This is a genomic window from Microcoleus sp. B3-D7 (genome assembly GCF_036705305.1).
Taxonomy (GTDB): domain Bacteria; phylum Cyanobacteriota; class Cyanobacteriia; order Cyanobacteriales; family Microcoleaceae; genus Microcoleus.
This window is the reverse complement of sequence record NZ_JAUBUE010000002.1, coordinates 103,535-120,317: the sequence shown is the minus strand read 5'-3', so window position 1 is coordinate 120,317 and position 16,783 is coordinate 103,535. Positions and strand designations below refer to the sequence as shown.

Genomic DNA, 16,783 nt, shown 5'->3' with positions numbered 1-16,783 from the left:
TGAGCTAAGATTAGAACAACTTGTAAGGAGGTAATACCGATGCTGACGAGCGAGCTAGATACGCTACTTAAGGAACAAGCACTCCAACGCCAAGATCCTGAAGATCGCTATATTACCGATAGCGCCAACTGGGAACAATACGAAACACTGCTAAATCGAATAGGAGATGCGGCGGGATATCGAGTGACTTATTTAGATGGAGTTTTGGAAATTATGTCGCCTTCTCGCCGCCATGAAAGTCGCAAAACTGGCATTGGAAATCTGCTAGAAATTTACTTTGTAGAAGCTGAAATCGAATATTTTCCTTTTGGGTCTACAACTCTGCGACAAGAGGAAAAAAGTGGCGGTACGGAACCGGATGAAGCTTACTGTATTGGCACAGATAAAGAATTTCCCGATTTGGTAATTGAAGTGATTGTTACCAGTGGCAGCATCAATAAACTAGAACTGTATAGAAGGTTGAATGTGCAAGAGGTTTGGTTCTGGCGAAATGACCGATTTTCTATCTACCATTTGCGAGAAGAAATTCCGGTTGAATTCGTGTCCAACTGCGGTTATGAATTAATCACACAAAGCGAATTGCTACCGAGAATTAATATCGATATGTTGACAGAATGTGTAAAAAATCCTCACCCGTTAGCAGCAGCCAAGGAATGGAGACAGAATTGCCGACCTACTTAAACAGCAAGTTTTAAATTTGCTAGCTGTCGCAAAGACAATGAACTCAGCTCGCGCGCGCCGCGAGATTGATTCGGACTATGATTCAAACTATCGTCGCAAAGACAATGAGCTGAGCTCGCGCGCGCCCAAGTCCGAGAAAAAAACTCGCCTCCCCTTGACAACTCATACTCGTTATGAGTACGCTATAATAAGCAAAGGAATTGAACCCAAGTACCCAAAAATTTAAAATCATGCTGACGAACCAAGAAGGTCAAAGAGTACCCAAAGTCACCTTTCGCACTCGCAAAGACACCGAGTGGGTGGATGTCACCACGGATGATATATTTGCAGGTAAAACCGTAGTAGTCTTCTCGCTGCCGGGAGCTTTTACTCCCACTTGTTCGTCAACGCACCTCCCGGGTTACAACGAATTGGCCAAAGTTTTCAAAGAAAATGGCGTAGATGATATCGTTTGTATTTCCGTCAACGACACCTTTGTGATGAACGAATGGGCAAAAAACCAAGAATCAGACAATCTGACGTTAATTCCCGACGGTAACGGCGAATTTACCCAAGGCATGGGAATGCTGGTAGACAAAACAGATTTAGGCTTTGGGAAGCGGTCTTGGCGTTATTCGATGCTGGTAAAAGATGGCGTGGTTGAAAAAATGTTTATTGAGCCAGAGGAACCGGGCGACCCTTTCAAAGTGTCCGATGCCGAGACGATGCTCAACTACATCAACTCCGCAGCAACCAAGCCGAAGCTAGTTTCACTGTTTACAAAAATGGGCTGTCCCTTCTGCGCTAAGGCTAAGGGAATGCTGAGTCAAAAGGGCTTGGATTATGAAGAAATTGTCTTGGGCCGGGAGATCACAACCAAATCGCTCCGGGCTATGACTGGGGCTACAACTGTGCCGCAAGTATTTATCGACGGCAAGTTGATCGGTGGTTCCGAAGCCCTAGAGTCTTATTTGGCAGTTGCTTAGTTAAACAACAATAATTAGCCTGCAGGTGCACAGTGCACACCTTACTCGTTGTACGGTGCGTACTGTGTACCTTTGCTGTATTGGGGGGTATTTAGCGTAATCAAGCTTCGGTGTCAAAACTTCGATCGGTCTATTGATCCATTCTCGTGCAACAATTACTGGGGAAGTAATATTAAAAACGCAAGAAAAGGGAGTGACCGATCGTGGATTTGAGTTTAGTATCGTCAAATATCTTAAATCCCCCAATATTAGCTTTTTTCATGGGAATGCTGGCAATTTTTCTCAAATCTGATTTAGAAATTCCAGCGCCCATCCCCAAACTGTTTTCGCTGTACCTGCTGTTTGCGATCGGATTTAAAGGTGGCGTCGAACTGTCCAAAAGCGGAATTGACCAGCAAATCGCCCTGACAATTTTGGCAGCGATGCTGATGTCAATGCTAGTACCAATTTATACTTTTTTCATACTGAGGATCAAACTCGACTCTTACAATGCCGCGGCGATCGCAGCCACCTACGGTTCCATCAGCGCCGTCACATTTATCACCGCAACCTCCTTCCTCACAGCACAGGGGATCGACTTTGACGGTTATATGGTAGCCGCGCTAGCATTAATGGAATCCCCAGCAATTATAGTTGGTCTGATTCTAGTCAGTATATTTGGCGGGGAAGAAGGAAAACGCGAAATAGTTTGGCCCGAAGTGTTGCAAGAAGCATTCCTAAACAGTTCAGTTTTTCTGCTGATTGGCAGCCTAATTATGGGCGTACTGACAGGAGAACATGGTTGGGAAGTTATGAGTCCGTTTACTCAAGACTTGTTTTACGGAGTTCTGACTTTTTTCTTGCTAGACATGGGGCTGGTTGCCGCTAGCAGAATTAAAGATTTGCAAGAAGCAGGAATTTTTCTGATCGGCTTTGCAATCCTAATTCCGATAGTCAATGCAGTAATTGCTTTGGTAATAGCCAAATTAATCGGAATGCCGCAGGGAGACACTTTGCTGTTTGCCGTATTGTGCGCGAGTGCTTCTTATATAGCAGTACCAGCAGCCATGCGCCTAACTGTTCCCGAAGCGAATCCAAGTCTTTACATTTCAACTGCCTTAGCAGTGACATTTCCATTTAATATCATTGTAGGCATTCCCCTGTATCTATACGGAATCAATATGTTTTGGAGGTGAGATGATGGAGTCAGTCAAAAGAGTAGAAATCATAGCCCACTCAGTAGAACTCGGCAAGATTTTAGACGGTTTAGATAAAGCAGGCGTACCCGGTTATTCGGTGATTCGTGATGTCGCTGGAAAAAGCACTAGGGATCACGTTTCCCGTGATTCATCAATGACGGCGCTGGATAACATTTATGTGCTTGCTTTTTGTTCCCCAGCTCAAGTTTCAGCAGTTGCAGAAAACATTAGACCCGTGCTCAATAAATTTGGTGGGTCGTGTTTTATTTCAGATGCGGTGGAATTGCTAATTACTAGGTGCGTCGGGTAGTTATTAGTTATTGGTGATTATACCAATGCGGAAAAATTGAGCTAGACATAGATTCTACACCATATGTTTAGGGACACGGCAATGCCGTGTCCTTGCGCGTATCTGCGACTTTAATCCTAGGCTTTGGTTCCGACAATCGCCACTGGTGATAAGGCCAATCCGTTTCGGCTTGTGGATAAGTTTTTTATTATTACTTTAGCCTGATTTTAAAAAGGCAATTTTGAAAATAATTTCTGTCTATTATAGCACTTTTACAATTTGACAAAAAGCAGCCATTAGCCATTAGTCAGCGGTCATTTCAGGATTAATTGCCCTTCCCAGCCGGGGCAGAATTCAGAATTCTTAAGAGATAGAAAAGAATCAGTTGCCAAAATCCGTTAGCGTGGTAAATTCTAAGCCACAACAGGCGATCGCCCGATCGACTAGCGAGATTTTCAAGAGGAGTTTAAACATGGCTGCATTAAAAGTTGGCATCAACGGATTTGGTCGCATCGGACGGCTAGTCATGCGTGCCGGCATCAAAAACCCCAACATCCAATTTGTCGGCATTAACGACTTAGTTTCGCCAGAAAACCTGGCTTATCTTTTCAAATACGACTCCACCCACGGCATTTACGACGGCGAAGTTGAAAGCAAACCAGACGGGATTGTCGTTGACGGAAATTTTATCCCCTGTACAGCGATTAGAAATCCTGCCGAATTGCCCTGGGGTAAATCCGGCGCAGATTATGTTGTAGAATCTACCGGATTGTTTACAGATTTTGAAGGCGCATCAAAACACTTGACGGCGGGAGCAAAACGAGTAATACTTTCAGCACCGACAAAAGACCCGGAAAAAGTTCCAACTTTTCTAGTCGGCGTCAACCACCACAAATTTGACCCGACAAAAGATACGGTTGTTTCTAATGCTAGCTGTACGACAAATTGTTTAGCACCAATTGCCAAAGTTATCAACGATAACTTCGGTTTGGAAGAAGGTTTAATGACTACAGTTCATGCAATGACAGCTACTCAACCAACTGTAGACGGCCCCAGCCAAAAAGATTGGCGGGGAGGACGCGGTGCGGCTCAAAATATTATTCCATCTTCGACCGGTGCAGCAAAAGCTGTTACTTTGGTTTTGCCAGAATTGAAAGGAAAATTGACGGGAATGGCTTTGCGCGTGCCAACTCCCGACGTGTCTGTAGTTGACCTTACTTTCAAAACGGCGAAGGAAACTAGCTATAAAGAAATTTGCGAGGCAATGAAAAAAGCTTCAGAGGGCGAACTCAAAAACATTCTTGGATATACTGAGGATGCAGTGGTTTCGACAGATTTTCAGGGCGACGCGCGATCGAGCATTTTCGATGCAGGTGCGGGAATTGAACTGAATTCTAAGTTTTTCAAAGTGGTTTCCTGGTACGACAACGAGTGGGGTTATTCTAGTCGCGTGATTGACTTAATGCTGTCTATGGCCGAGAAAGACGGAATTTTGAATAATTAATTTTTTGGGGTGTGGCATTTTGGGCGGGCTGGCGTGTCCACCCCACAAACAAATTCCTATGATTTTTTGTGGAACGGGCATCTTGCCCGTTTCTGATAATATTATTTAATCTGAGTTAAACTTTTTTTATTTCCGATTCGATCGCGCTCATGTCTGAATTACCACCGCTGAATAACGAAATTATTTGGGCTATCCTCAACGAAGAGATAGACGATGCTGCTGTCAACCGATTAGTTTGGCACTATCTCGGCTACCGCTGCGATGCCGAGACTGGCAAGTGGAACAGTGCAGGTGTTGCAGCCGAGTGGCGGCAAGAGTACCCGGAACCGCCCGATTTTATCGATTCTAGGCCCGCGACAGTGAAATTGACTCGATCGACCCCTCCAGAAAACAAGCAGTTGCTGAAGGAAAAATTGGGCTTTAAAGGCTATAAAATTGGGGAATTTGGGCCGAGACAGACTCGCAGGGCGACGATGGCTAATTGGTTGATGGGTTTTATGGAATCTGGGGCGTAACTGGAATTTTGGATGGCTGTGCGGTTTGTGCCCACGTTAGAGTACAGAGATATTAGATTTTTTGGCAGGAAAACCCTTAAATCCCTATAAAGCATTGAAAGCTTGATTAAACTCTTCCTCTGTTTCTCTGAGTTCTCTGCGTCCTCTGCAGTTAATTAACAAAAATTAAGCCTGTTGCAAAGTCAAAAAACACTAAAAACCGCCAATTTCAACATCCTCACCCCCAGCCCTGACATCGGGCTGTTCCGTAAAGTATCCTAGAGTCGGCACAAAACAACTGTGAGGTAAGCTTTATGAAAACAACCACCATATCTCGCTTAACCAGCATTTCCCTCGTTACCCTAATGCTAGCAGGCGTTTCAGTCAATGCGATCGCCACGCCAGCCACCACCGAGCCCGCAACCCAACTCGCCCAAGCTACCGCCAAAAAGCGCCTCGTCGTCATGGACTTCGACTACGGCACCACCAACAGCTATTACACTTCCTACCGGGGAGTCGGCGCCGCCAAAGGCATCAGCGAACTGCTAATCAACGAACTCGTCAACAACGGCACTTATACAGTAGTCGATCGCAGCAAACTCGAACAAGTGCTCAAACAGCAAAACCGCAGCGGTGCGATGGATGCCGGCACAGCAGCCGAAATTGGCAAACAATTAGGAGTTGACGCCGTGCTCATCGGCACCATTACCAAGTTTAATATCGACAAACAATCCGGCGGCGGCAGTTTCATGGGAATCGGCGCTGGTTCACAAAAAACCAAAGCTACCGTTCAAATAGATGTGCGGTTAATCGGTACAGCTTCGGGAGATATTCTTGCCACTGCCAAAGCAGTAGGAGAAGCCGATCAAAGCGATTCTAATATTTCTGTCAGAGGTGTCAGCGGCAATTCTGGCAGCAGCAATGAAGAGTCACTTTTGAGCGCGGCAGTTGACAAAGCCGTCTCACAAATGGTGACTAAACTTGCAGAGGTATCTAAGAAATTAGGTTAGCAATCAAGCATCATATCAAATATGCTGATACCAAATCCGGCATAAATATTTCCTGGATCTCTTACTCTGTCCGAGCCTAGGTCGTGTCGCGTAAACTGCGGCATACTTTATTTGTATAGTTTGAGGTTAAAAGGTTTCAACCCCCTCCTTCATCAAAGGAGTAATAAACCCGGATTTGGTATTAATTATTTTCCGGACAATTGTGCTCACAGATTCGAGCTGAGTAAACTATTTTAAACTCGAACTCAATTAAGTAGAAAGGCTACGCTTCAGCCATGTTTTGGTTGTTCTTGCTGCGCCTGCCAATTGCCAGACCCCAGGTACACGGTCAAACCAGGCATTAGGAGAGATGTCGCTACGAGAACTCCTTTGCCACCCCAGGTTTGGAGAAGCAATCAAGGTGACAACATCAGGATTTTGAGCTCGGAAAGTAGAATAAGCTCCGTCGAGGTGCATCGGGCCGCCGTCGGGATGTCCCGGAGGTCGCTGTTGCAGTTCTTCCAGAAACCGCAGGAGGCGATCGAAAATCCTGCCATTTACAGCGTAAAAATGAGTGGTCATTACGCCCTCAGAAAAGGGCACGAGGGCGACAGGAGACTTTTTTTCAACCTCTTCGACGTGTCCGAAGTAGACGAAATCCCAATCTTGCTGACACAGTTGTTCGACGATAACAGCTTGGTGTGCTCTTAACTTTGGTGAAATTTCTAGGTCGTCTTCTACAATCAGGATATTGCTCAACCCCTGCTGTTTTGCCTGCTTGAGGATAGCTACATGACTGGAAAAGCATCCCCTCGCCCCAATGCTGGGGAAACCTCCAGCTTCGTCGGGGCGGATTGCGGGAAATATCTCAACCTTATGAGGCATGAGGGGCATTCCTGCTTCTTCTAATTCCTGGACTATGAGCTGGCGTCGATCTTTCCTCTCAGGCAGATTTACGGCATAAACTCCTTGGAAATAGTCTGTGATTTTCGTCATAGTTCGATCTCGCATCAAGAAGTTGATAAATCTTCGGCTCGCTGGACTCCGATTTCAATTGAAGTCTCTGTCTGCCTTAAATTCCTCTATCTTTAGCAAGATGTATCTTCCTTTTTCTCAAACTTACTCAAATCCCCTCGGCAAAATCTAGCATTAACAGTTTAATTAGCATTGGGATTTGAGTCAGCATCAACGCATTTCCCCTTTTTAGTAGGGTTAAAAGCTAGGTTAGAGACTACTTTAGAAACAGCAGCTTGTTCTTGAATCCATCCGATTTCCCCCGGTTGCAGCTTGGCGCTTTCTACTTCAACTGTTGGCTTAACTGCCGGGGAAGGGGAGGGAGTTGCCACAGCGGGAGATGGATTCAGTGTCGGTTTTGAAACTGTAGAAAAATCTTTATTTGACTCGGGTTTCAGAGAGTTCGATCGCACTATTTCAGGAAGCGAACAAACTTTCAATTCTAGCCAATTGCCTTGAGGCGTAAGCTGTTTGTTTGTCACCTGCAAAACGCTGCCGGCTGGGACTGTTCCTTTGACAGTCAACTCACCGATTGCGCCTCGCAAATCCAAGCGATCGCCCTCTTTTCCCACTTCCCCAGCCGCAGAACTTTTAATCTCTATAAACGATCCTGTTTCTAAAGATTGGACAGGAGAAGCTACAGATTCAACTGTTTTCTCCGGCGTCCTTCCAGCATTAATTAAACCCCGTTTCCCGAAAATCGACTCCCCGGCAGTATCGATCGCGCGACCCACCGGAGGGATGAAAAAATAAGCAAATACACCCCCTAATCCTAATAAAAATAAAATTTTCAGCAGCAGCGAAAATAAACTTTTGCTTTTTTCCGGCTGTAACAACTGCGTTTTTCCTTCAGAATTCCCATCGCCATGGCTTGTCGGCCCATTCAAATCCGTTGGCAAATCCTCGCTGTCGGAAATTAGTTCGATCGGCGTATCTAAAGGTGCGACAGACAGTTCTGTAAAAGTATTGCCTTCTTCCCTCAAATGTGCTTGACAGTGAATTAAAGCAACAGTGACGTTATCGTGACCGTTTCTAGTATTAGCAATATCAATCAGTCGATCGCGCGCCTTACCCAAATTAATGCTACCGTCGAGAATTGGCAAAATCTCCGCTTCCCAACATTCCTCAACCCGGTCTTTATCACTCAAACCGTCGGAACACAGCAGCAAAACGCAGTCTTCATCCACCGGAAAACGCTGCACAGTCGGGTGCAAAGTGTTGGACGAAGTAATGCCCAAAGCTTGAATCAGAGCTCCGGCGGCTACTTGTTCCAAAGCATCCCGGTAGAGAGAGTAGCCCAAACGCACCTCGCGGCAAGCCACATTATCATCGAGAGTAACTTGATAGCAGCCGGTGCGGGTAATCCAGTAAGCCCGACTGTCTCCGACGTGGGCGACGTAGAGTTCGTGAATGTGGGCTAAACCCATAACTAGGGTAGTTCCCATCCGCTGCCGGCCTTGGCGGTGTTCGCTGTCGTTGCGACTGGCTATCTTGTCGTTAGCAGCACAAGCCGCCCGTTCCAGCTTGGAAGTCAGGCTCAACGGGTCCCAATTAGCTTGATGTAGGGGCATTTGCTGCAACTTGTCGCGCAGCACACCAATTGCTTCTTCCGAAGCGACTTCGCCGCCGTCTTGTCCACCGATACCGTCGCAGACGATCGCGCAAGCTTCCGCACCCGGCTTTCCTGCGAACAGCGTACCGCTGGGCGGATAGCAAGCATCTTCGTTGTGAGCCCGGGATCTGCCTACATCCGTGCCCGTGGCAATTTCAACGTGACGATCGTACAATTTGCCACATTTTGCCAAAGCTTTATCCAACTGGCCCATCAGTTGTTCGCCGTGGCGCACTTGGCCGGCAACCATTTGCTGGCAAAGTTGCCTCAAAAAATTGGCAATAGTTGGGTGAGCATCTTCGAGCCACTGCTGCCACAATTTGCCCAACTGCGACAAATGAGGCGGTTTGCGATCGGGCTGCAATTCCAGAAACCGCACCAATTGCCCTTCCACCCGTAGCAGTTCGGGAGTCAACAGTGTGGAAGCCACGCCCTGAGCGATACACGGCTGCCACAACTGGGCCATTTGCCACAGCCAATTGAGCTGGCGCATCGCTGCCGCTCCTTTCCAGGAGTCGGCCAATTCCGGCATTAAAGATTCCGTCACCTTCAAAATAGGCCCGTTTTCCAGCAGCCAGATATCTCCCGATAGCTTGCTCATCTTGGACGATACCAGGCCGTATACTTGAGGTACGTGCAACTGATAGGCAAACAGTCTCAGATAAGGAGTGACAACACTCGGAATCTCATCGGGCAGTTCTGGCAAGTGTTCGGGTTGAGTATCGACAAGAAGTCGATCGCGCTTGACCAAGTAGCGACCAGCGATCAGATCGCCTGGCTTACACCCTTTGATCCCTTCACCTAAAGCCCATAAGTAGTGTTTTGCCACAGAGTTTTGCATAAGGGTTCCTGACGCCTTTGGGCAAGCGTGCTGATCTGAACTATTTTAGCGATTGAACCTCGACGGGTTGATACGTGGCGATTATTTGACACCCCCGCTTTCTCAACAGACGGAGATTCTTAAGACTTCGCAGTCCTAATATCCTGATTTTTCAGGTTCCCGGGCTCACCACGTTTCCACTGTTGTGTGCGTAGTGATATCTCCTGACAATGTTTTAGGCGTGACTTTCCCCCAGTCCAGGGGTAGGTTTTAATGTCTTGTACTGACACAAATAGTCTACCATTTTGTTAACCCGCCGATGAATTTTGCTAGGAGCTTTCAGAGTTAGACGATCGCGCGAGGCCCAAGTCCTCGGCTTGAAATCACGCTGTTTTCAGCATATTCCTGATAGTGGCCATTTCCGAAGAAATCGCAGCACTCAAGGGAATTGAAATTTTAGACTAACTATAATGGTATGATGCTGCTAGGTAGAAATCACCTGAGCCGACAGGTATAAATAAATATCAATTGTCGGTTTTCTCGCGAAGGGTCATCTGTGCCTCGCACCCTAGTTTCGCAACAGAAGTTAAATTTAACCCTACCCAAAGACGGATACAAGCCCGCAGATTCATCTGTCGAGTCAATCTAAAATCTAAAATCTAAAATCGACTGACGGATGCCAGCCCCCGACACGAATCGTGGACAGCAAAAAAAATTAGATATTAGTTCCAGCCCGCAGATTCATCTGTGGAGTCCATCTAAAGTATAAAATCGACAATCTCACATCTCACATCTACTGAGGGACGCAAGCCCCCGACAGGAGTCGTGGAGAGCAAAAAAAATTAGATATTAGTTCAAGCCCCCAGATTCATCTGTGGAGTCCATCTAAAATCTAAAATCTAAAATCGACTGACCGGCCTCTGCAAGCTGTTGAGTATTTAACCATGCCCCCACATGAGCCCAGCGCCTTTCCCAAGAATTTGCCCGATCCGAAGCTGCCGCCTGCTGTTGAAATAGACGAAATACTCACTAGCATTCAACATTCTCACAGTTTTTATTACAAAGTGATGAATCTTGAGGTTTGGGCGCTGGTGGAAACCTTGGATGGGCTGTTTCCCGGCGCTTGGGGTCAGTTTATGACCAACCGCCAACTTGCAGTTAAACAGTTTTTGGAACGCGATCGCGTTCCAAATTCTCCGGTTGATGCTGGGGAGGCGGGGGAGAAGTCCGATCGCAGTCGGAAGAAGGAAGAAGCCGGGAGTCAGGAGTCAGGAGTCAGAAACAAGCAGGAAGAAGAATAAAAGCAGATTTTCCCAATTCTCCCCATCTCCACCTTTCCTCTGTATCCAAGTGTAAATCCCCAAAGCGAGAGAAAAAACAGAACCCTGTTTTCCCCCCGTACTCCCCTGATTAAGAGAAGTAGGAGGGATCGAAACTCAGCTACAAGCGACATTTATTATGGGTTTCAATCTTAAGTTGACATAAATGCCGATCGCCCGATCGCCGTTACAGGTGAATTTTGGCATCAACTTGAGGCAATCCCATGCTGTAGTTGACAGCGCGGCTGTTGAGATTGTAGCTGATTTGGCCTTTTTGTAAGAGCGATCGTACCAAGTGTTCCAACTCCGAACCGATACGACGGAGGTTGTACTCGGTCAAGTCTTCGCCCTCGTATGCGTCTACGAGTTGGTCGAATTTGGCATATACCTGTTTGACTGACTCGTCGTTCCAGTTAAGTTCGTTATCTGGGTCAATGTCGAGGGTCAAAAGGTCGTTGCTGGGTACGAGTTCGTTATCTTCGAGGATGGCGGTGTATATGCGAATATGGCGGGTTGTTGACTTAAGCTGCATGAGTTCTTATGTGTAAAGATTTTTTGCTGAGTTTATTGTAATGGCACAGAGATGCGCGGGGAGGGCGGGCGATCGTCAATTTCTCGGAATCCCGAAATATTTTAGTTGTTCGGCAGTCCAATTTTTGTAATATTCAGTTTTCTCTAAAGCATCGGAAGCTGGCTTCAGCTTAGAATTTACTTGAACGGTGAAGCCCGGATACGGCATCCTCCTAGTATGAAGCCCGTCAATATTAAAATCTTCTTCGGGATGGATGTGAAAAGCCAGCAAGCCCAATTCTGAAATCTGATTATTGAGTTTGTCTATCAATTCTTTAGTTTCTGGCGCACTAATTGCTGTTTTTTGGGGATTAATTACTACCATGATTTCAAATTCCGAATTGTAAAATTCATAAATGGATTTCATTATGGCAGAATCGCGATCGAACTCAGTCAGCGCTGAAAACCGCTCGATTTTGAATAAAATTTGATTAGCCAAGCGTGCCTTTTTAGCGAAGGGACAAATCGGTAAATCGCTGAAAACTGGATGCGGTAGCTCGACAAACTCCGTCATCCATCTGAGGGTCGATTCTATAATTTCTGTGTCAGATTCATTCATCGACAATCTATGTATTTGATATTTCACACTCATCATACTTTATTTTTATGGAGAGCGATGCACACCATTGGTGTCAATTTAACGCTATTTCCCTCAGTCCGGCAGGGGTTTAAACCCCTGCCTCATAGCTTAAGTCCTCTGAAGAGGACTGAAGAACTCATTAGTCCTCTTCAGAGGACTTTTGCTATTAGCCAGGGAATTCATTCCCTGGCGGACTTTCGGTTAAAGTGACACAGATACATTGCCCACCTTGCTGTTTAATATTTGCGATCGAATTCATTCGTGAATTGTGCCATCGGGCATAATTGCACCTGCGAGTTTTGCCGTTTCCAGACCTGCCACGCCACTTAGGTTCGCCCCCTTTAGGTTGGCTTTTTCTAGGTTTGTCCAACTCAAATTTGCCCCGCGCAAATCCGCTGAGCTAAGTGTTGCCCCACTCAAATTTGCAGACATTAAACTTGAGCCGCAGAGATTAGCCTCAGCCAAGTTAGCCCGACTTAAACTTACTCCATCAAGCATTACTCCCACCAGATTTACGCCAGTTAGGTTAGCTTCGCTGAAGTTAGCACGGCTTACTCTTGTATCTTTTAAATTAGCGTTGCTCATATCGGCTGCAACTAGGTTAGCGTACTCTAAACTTGCCTGTTTCAGGTTGGCTCCACTCAAGTTTGCCACAGCTAGTTTCGCACCTCGAAGGTTTGCTTTACTCAAGTTAGCTTCACTTAGGTTTGCTGTAGTTAGGTCAGCATTATTCAGATTAGCTTCACTCAAATTAGCTGCACTCAAATTCGCCTGAAGGAGTTTTGCGCCCTCCAACTTTGCCTTGGTTAAGTTTGCACCACTCAAATTAGCTTCGCTCAGGTTGAAACCACTCAGGTCAACACCAGCTAGGTTTACGTTGGAAAGTGAAGCATCAGCAACAATTAAGTAAGCACCTGCTTTAACAGGGTCAAATTCTTTGGGGAAGATAGTCTGTGCGTTGCACAGCGCTTGTTCAAGTTTGGTTCCTTCAAGGTTTGCCCCTTCAAGGTTGGCCTCAAATAGATTAGTATTACTGAGGTTTGCATTACTCAAATCAGCACCTGCTAAGTGTGATTTTCTCAAATTTAACCCTGTTAAGTTTGCGTTTCTGAGGTTAGCTTTCTTGAAGCTAATATCCAATAACAAATGAGCATTACTGAGATTTACCCCACTCAAGTTAGCTTCACTTAGGTTTACAGCATGCAGAGTTACTTCACTTAAATTTGCATTAAGTAATTGTGCTTTTTCTAATTTTGCTGAGCTAATATGAGCTTTGTGAAAGTTGGCATGACATAAATTTGCTTCACTCAAGTTAATGATTGATAAGTTTGCTTCAGAGAGTTCTGCACCCCTGAAATTAGCGCTATTCAAGTTAACCTCACTCAGGGATTGTCTGCTCAGATTTACTCCGGCTAGATTAACTCCCACAAAATCTCGTTCTCCCTGATTATACCGTTGTAAAAAATCCTCAGCACTGATAGCTGATTCCAAATTTTCTAGTGCAGAATCATGTATTTTTGCCTCTTCCTGAGATTGCACAGTATCCGCATTTACAGGAGTAGCAGCAGGCTGTTCTACCGCTTCGCTAGATGCTGGAAGCGCTGTCTGATCGATCGCCTCTTCGCGCAATAACCGATCGACCCGATCGCTAAACCGCCTGACAACCTCAGCATCATCAACTTTCTCACCAGCATTCGAGCTTTTCTCAACCGCATTCTCAACATAATACTTGTCTACAAAACTTTGCAACCCAGCATTATATCCCTGTCCTACAGCCTGAAACCTCCATTCGCCATTCTTCTTATACAACCGTCCAAATTCTAAAGCCGTTTCTTGGGAAAAAATCTGATTTAAATTGTACCGAACCAATTCGCTAAGATTCTCTGAATTGTAAAGCCGGATAAAAGCATTTTCAACTTGACTAAAACTTTGATTTTTTTGCTGTCCGTCGTGAATAGTCACCACAAACACAATTTCCTGAATCGCCGAATTGATTTTACTCAAATCCAGATAAACCGTCTCATCATCTCCCTCAATTTGTCCATTCCTGCTGTCTCCCGAATGTCGCACCGAACCGTCCGGCGAGGTCAGATTGTTGTAAAATACAAAATACTTTTCCTCGGGAATGCGACCGTCCGCCGCTAACATAAAAACTGATGCGTCAATGTCGCAGTTTTGTGCTTTCTGACTGACTTGCCACCCCAGGGCGATCGCAATTTTACTGAAATTAGGAGTTTCTTTAGAAAGATTGAACCTTTCACCCTTAGTTAATTCGATACTCATATGCGATAATTCCCTTACCTCATAAATGGTATTAATTATCTCATCTATGTTAACCCGATCGCAAATTGGATTTTATCTCGAAGACATCGAAACCCCAATTGGCAGAACCGTCAATTTAACTCTTACCGGACTAATTCTCTTATCTTCGACCAGCTTCATCGCCGAAACTTACCCGATTTCGGAAACTGTTAGAATTAATTTGCAAACTCTCGATACAGCGCTTTTAGTTGTTTTTGTGTTTGAGTATTTATTGCGACTATGGTGTGCCGAAAATCGAGTTAAATTTATTTTTAGTTTTTTTTCAATTATTGATTTGCTGGCAATATTACCATTTTTACTGGGATTTGTCAACGTTAGTTTTATCCGAATTTTCCGCTGGTTTAGAATTCTCCGACTCATCCGCTTTCTGGAATTAAAAATTTCTATTTTCCGCATCAGCAGCGAAGATGGGGTGATTTTTGCTCGGATTTTGTTTACTTTGCTGGCAATAATTTTTGTTTATTCTGGTTTAATTTATCAAGTCGAACATCCGGCCAATCCCGAAAGTTTTGGAACTTTTTTGGATGCTGTTTATTTCTCGGTTGTCACCATGACCACCGTGGGATTTGGCGATGTTACTCCGATTTCGGAATCCGGTCGTTTTCTGACTATTTTGATGATTTTGACGGGAATTGCTCTAATTCCTTGGCAATTGGGGGATTTGATTAAACACTTAGTTAAAAGTGCTAATCACGGAGAAGCTGTTTGTAAAGGTTGCGGTTGGTCTGTACACGATGCTAATGCTAGATTTTGTAAAATGTGCGGCAGTCAATTAGAGAATGGTTGACTGTTGACTGTTGACTGTTGAGTGCAGTACAGATAATGGGTAGGGAGACGGCATTGCCGTGTCCTATACTTCATAAATCAGGAATACACTGTAACTTCTTCCCTCTTCCTTCTTCCTGAGATCCGTTACATCCGTTACATCCGTTACATCCGTCGAGCGAATCCGTTGCCGAACTTCCCTCTTCCTTCTTTAAGCTAAGGGTAACAAAATTTCAAATTCAGTGCCTCTGCCTAACTCCGATCGCATTCTGAACGCACCGCCGTGTTTGCCCGTCACAATTTGATAGCTAACTGCTAAACTCGTTTCTTTGAGGGCGCGTTTTTCCGTAGAGAATGATTCAATGATTTTTTTGTACTTGCTAGGTGACATTCCTGGCCCGTTATCTGATATGCAAATCGACACCCAGCGAACATGAAGTTTGTCTAAATCCGGCGCAGGTTCTGGACAGCAGACTTGAGTTGTGATTTCAATTTTAGGCTGGCGATCGAAGTCTTTGAGTCCTCCACCTTTGAACTCTTTCGCCAATTCTTGACCGACTGCTTCGTTAATTAACGTATGAATAGAATTGGTCAAGATATTCATAAATACTTGGTTTAGCTGTCCTGCATAGCATGGCACTGGTGGCAGGTAGCCGTAGTTTTTCACTACTTGGATTTCCCTAGTCAAACGACTTTTGAGCAGCAAAAGTATGCTGTCTATGTTGGCGTGCAAGTCGGTGGGTTTGGGATAAATATCGTCGATGTGGCAGAAGTTTTGCAAACTGCTTGCCAACTTGCTCAACCGTTCGGCTCCGGCTTTAATGCTGGCAACAGTTCGGAGGAAATCGTTTTGCAAAAAGTCATAGTCTATCTCTTCCTTGAGCCGTGCTATTTCCGGTGGGGGGTCAGTACAGTATGCGTCGTAAGCTGAGAGCAACTCCATCAAGTTTTTGCTGTAGTCGGTGACGTAGGTTAAATTCCCCCAAATAAAGCCTACCGGATCTAAAATTTCGTGGGCTACTCCGTTGACTAAACGCCCTAAACTAGCCATTTTTTCGCTTTGAATCATTTGAGTTTGGGCTCTTTCGTAGCGGACTTGAGTTTCGATGCCACGAATTTGCCAGTACGCGATGTTTAGTGCGTTAGGGTCTAAGAGTCGGTAAGATTGGGAGTCTATTTGGACGACAATGGGTTCTGCCTGCAATTCGGGCGAGCGACGCAGAGCTTGTGGGGCTGCTGCCAAAATCGTTGTACTCTCTGCGACTAATAATATTTCGACGCGAGCGTAACTGTAGAGAACTTTCAGCGGCAGGTGCAAAAAGAGCTCTGGGCCTTGGGGTTTAAGCAAATATTCCAGCAGTTGCCTGCGGGATATCATGCCAGCAAACTCTCCTGCTTCCATCAAGACGACCCCCGGCACTAGGGGATGCTGTTCAAACATTTCGGCAACTGCCACGGCCAAGCAGCTCGATTTTACCTGAAAGTCATACAGGGGCAAATCCCAGAGGGTAGACTCTAGGGAAAGGTCTTGATGGCTGCCTTCGGAGAGTGAAGGGCCAAGGAGTTTGGAACTGAATTTATTTGCCACTGGAACTTTTAGTTGCCGAAACGCTGGGAAAGTGAAATGAGAACCTACTACTAAGCTACCCTATCATTTCACCGCAGGAGCGAACAACCGAGA

General features: G+C 45.5%; 15 protein-coding genes. 9 read left to right on the top strand and 6 right to left on the bottom strand.

All coding sequences use genetic code 11. From position 1 onward, the window contains the following. The first annotated feature begins 39 nt into the window (after nt 1–39). The 7 genes from QUB25_RS02125 to QUB25_RS02095 all read left to right on the top strand — a co-directional run bounded on the left by QUB25_RS02125 (nt 40) and on the right by QUB25_RS02095 (nt 6,121). Nucleotides 40–681, top strand: a complete 642-nt coding sequence (locus QUB25_RS02125) for a Uma2 family endonuclease (RefSeq protein ID WP_333181868.1) — start codon at nt 40–42, stop codon at nt 679–681. Nucleotides 682–911: 230 nt separating this feature from the next. Continuing rightward, nucleotides 912–1,646: a glutathione peroxidase gene (locus QUB25_RS02120; RefSeq protein WP_333059063.1), complete on the top strand. Its 735-nt coding sequence runs from the start codon at nt 912–914 to the stop codon at nt 1,644–1,646. 203 nt (nt 1,647–1,849) lie between these two features. Then, nucleotides 1,850–2,821 carry a sodium-dependent bicarbonate transport family permease gene (locus QUB25_RS02115; RefSeq protein WP_333034751.1) on the top strand — a complete coding sequence of 324 codons (972 nt, stop codon included), beginning with the start codon at nt 1,850–1,852 and terminating at the stop codon, nt 2,819–2,821. Between the two features lies 1 nt (nt 2,822). Next, nucleotides 2,823–3,134 (top strand): P-II family nitrogen regulator, encoded by a 312-nt coding sequence (locus QUB25_RS02110; RefSeq protein WP_223300725.1) that lies wholly within the window; start codon nt 2,823–2,825, stop codon nt 3,132–3,134. Between the two features lie 451 nt (nt 3,135–3,585). Next, the gene (gap, locus tag QUB25_RS02105; protein ID WP_333059064.1) at nt 3,586–4,617 is read left to right on the top strand and encodes a type I glyceraldehyde-3-phosphate dehydrogenase; all 1,032 of its coding nucleotides are present in this window, start codon (nt 3,586–3,588) and stop codon (nt 4,615–4,617) included. Nucleotides 4,618–4,766: 149 nt separating this feature from the next. Continuing rightward, nucleotides 4,767–5,132: a DUF1823 family protein gene (locus QUB25_RS02100; protein WP_333059065.1), complete on the top strand. Its 366-nt coding sequence runs from the start codon at nt 4,767–4,769 to the stop codon at nt 5,130–5,132. Between the two features lie 293 nt (nt 5,133–5,425). Next, nucleotides 5,426–6,121 carry an LPS assembly lipoprotein LptE gene (locus QUB25_RS02095; RefSeq protein WP_333059066.1) on the top strand — a complete coding sequence of 232 codons (696 nt, stop codon included), beginning with the start codon at nt 5,426–5,428 and terminating at the stop codon, nt 6,119–6,121. Between the two features lie 249 nt (nt 6,122–6,370). Here QUB25_RS02095 and QUB25_RS02090 read toward each other — a convergent pair whose 3' ends face one another. Next, the gene (locus tag QUB25_RS02090) at nt 6,371–7,096 is read right to left on the bottom strand and encodes a glycosyltransferase family 25 protein (protein ID WP_333181867.1); all 726 of its coding nucleotides are present in this window, start codon (nt 7,094–7,096) and stop codon (nt 6,371–6,373) included. A 161-nt stretch (nt 7,097–7,257) separates the two neighbouring features. Further along, nucleotides 7,258–9,567 carry a protein phosphatase 2C domain-containing protein gene (locus QUB25_RS02085; protein WP_333181866.1) on the bottom strand — a complete coding sequence of 770 codons (2,310 nt, stop codon included), beginning with the start codon at nt 9,565–9,567 and terminating at the stop codon, nt 7,258–7,260. Between the two features lie 923 nt (nt 9,568–10,490). Between QUB25_RS02085 and QUB25_RS02080 the strand changes: the two genes are divergently transcribed. Continuing rightward, nucleotides 10,491–10,847: a hypothetical protein gene (locus tag QUB25_RS02080; RefSeq protein WP_333059072.1), complete on the top strand. Its 357-nt coding sequence runs from the start codon at nt 10,491–10,493 to the stop codon at nt 10,845–10,847. A 205-nt stretch (nt 10,848–11,052) separates the two neighbouring features. On the opposite strand, the gene QUB25_RS02075 is transcribed toward QUB25_RS02080, so the two are convergent. From QUB25_RS02075 to QUB25_RS02065, 3 genes are all read right to left on the bottom strand, one after another. Further along, on the bottom strand, nt 11,053–11,397 hold the full coding sequence (locus tag QUB25_RS02075; RefSeq protein WP_333034736.1) for an NAD(P)H-quinone oxidoreductase subunit M: 345 nt from the start codon (nt 11,395–11,397) through the stop codon (nt 11,053–11,055). Between the two features lie 75 nt (nt 11,398–11,472). Further along, entirely contained in the window at nt 11,473–11,994 is a 522-nt protein-coding gene (locus QUB25_RS02070; protein WP_333181865.1) for a hypothetical protein, read from the bottom strand. A 276-nt stretch (nt 11,995–12,270) separates the two neighbouring features. Beyond that, nucleotides 12,271–14,298: a pentapeptide repeat-containing protein gene (locus QUB25_RS02065; protein WP_333181864.1), complete on the bottom strand. Its 2,028-nt coding sequence runs from the start codon at nt 14,296–14,298 to the stop codon at nt 12,271–12,273. 46 nt (nt 14,299–14,344) lie between these two features. Between QUB25_RS02065 and QUB25_RS02060 the strand changes: the two genes are divergently transcribed. Then, nucleotides 14,345–15,124: an ion transporter gene (locus tag QUB25_RS02060; protein ID WP_333181863.1), complete on the top strand. Its 780-nt coding sequence runs from the start codon at nt 14,345–14,347 to the stop codon at nt 15,122–15,124. Nucleotides 15,125–15,313: 189 nt separating this feature from the next. Here the strand turns inward: QUB25_RS02060 and QUB25_RS02055 are convergent, their stop codons facing one another. Then, a complete protein-coding gene (locus QUB25_RS02055) occupies nt 15,314–16,690 on the bottom strand; it encodes an ATP-binding protein (protein WP_333181862.1) in 1,377 nt (458 codons plus the stop codon). Between the last annotated feature and the right edge of the window lie 93 nt (nt 16,691–16,783).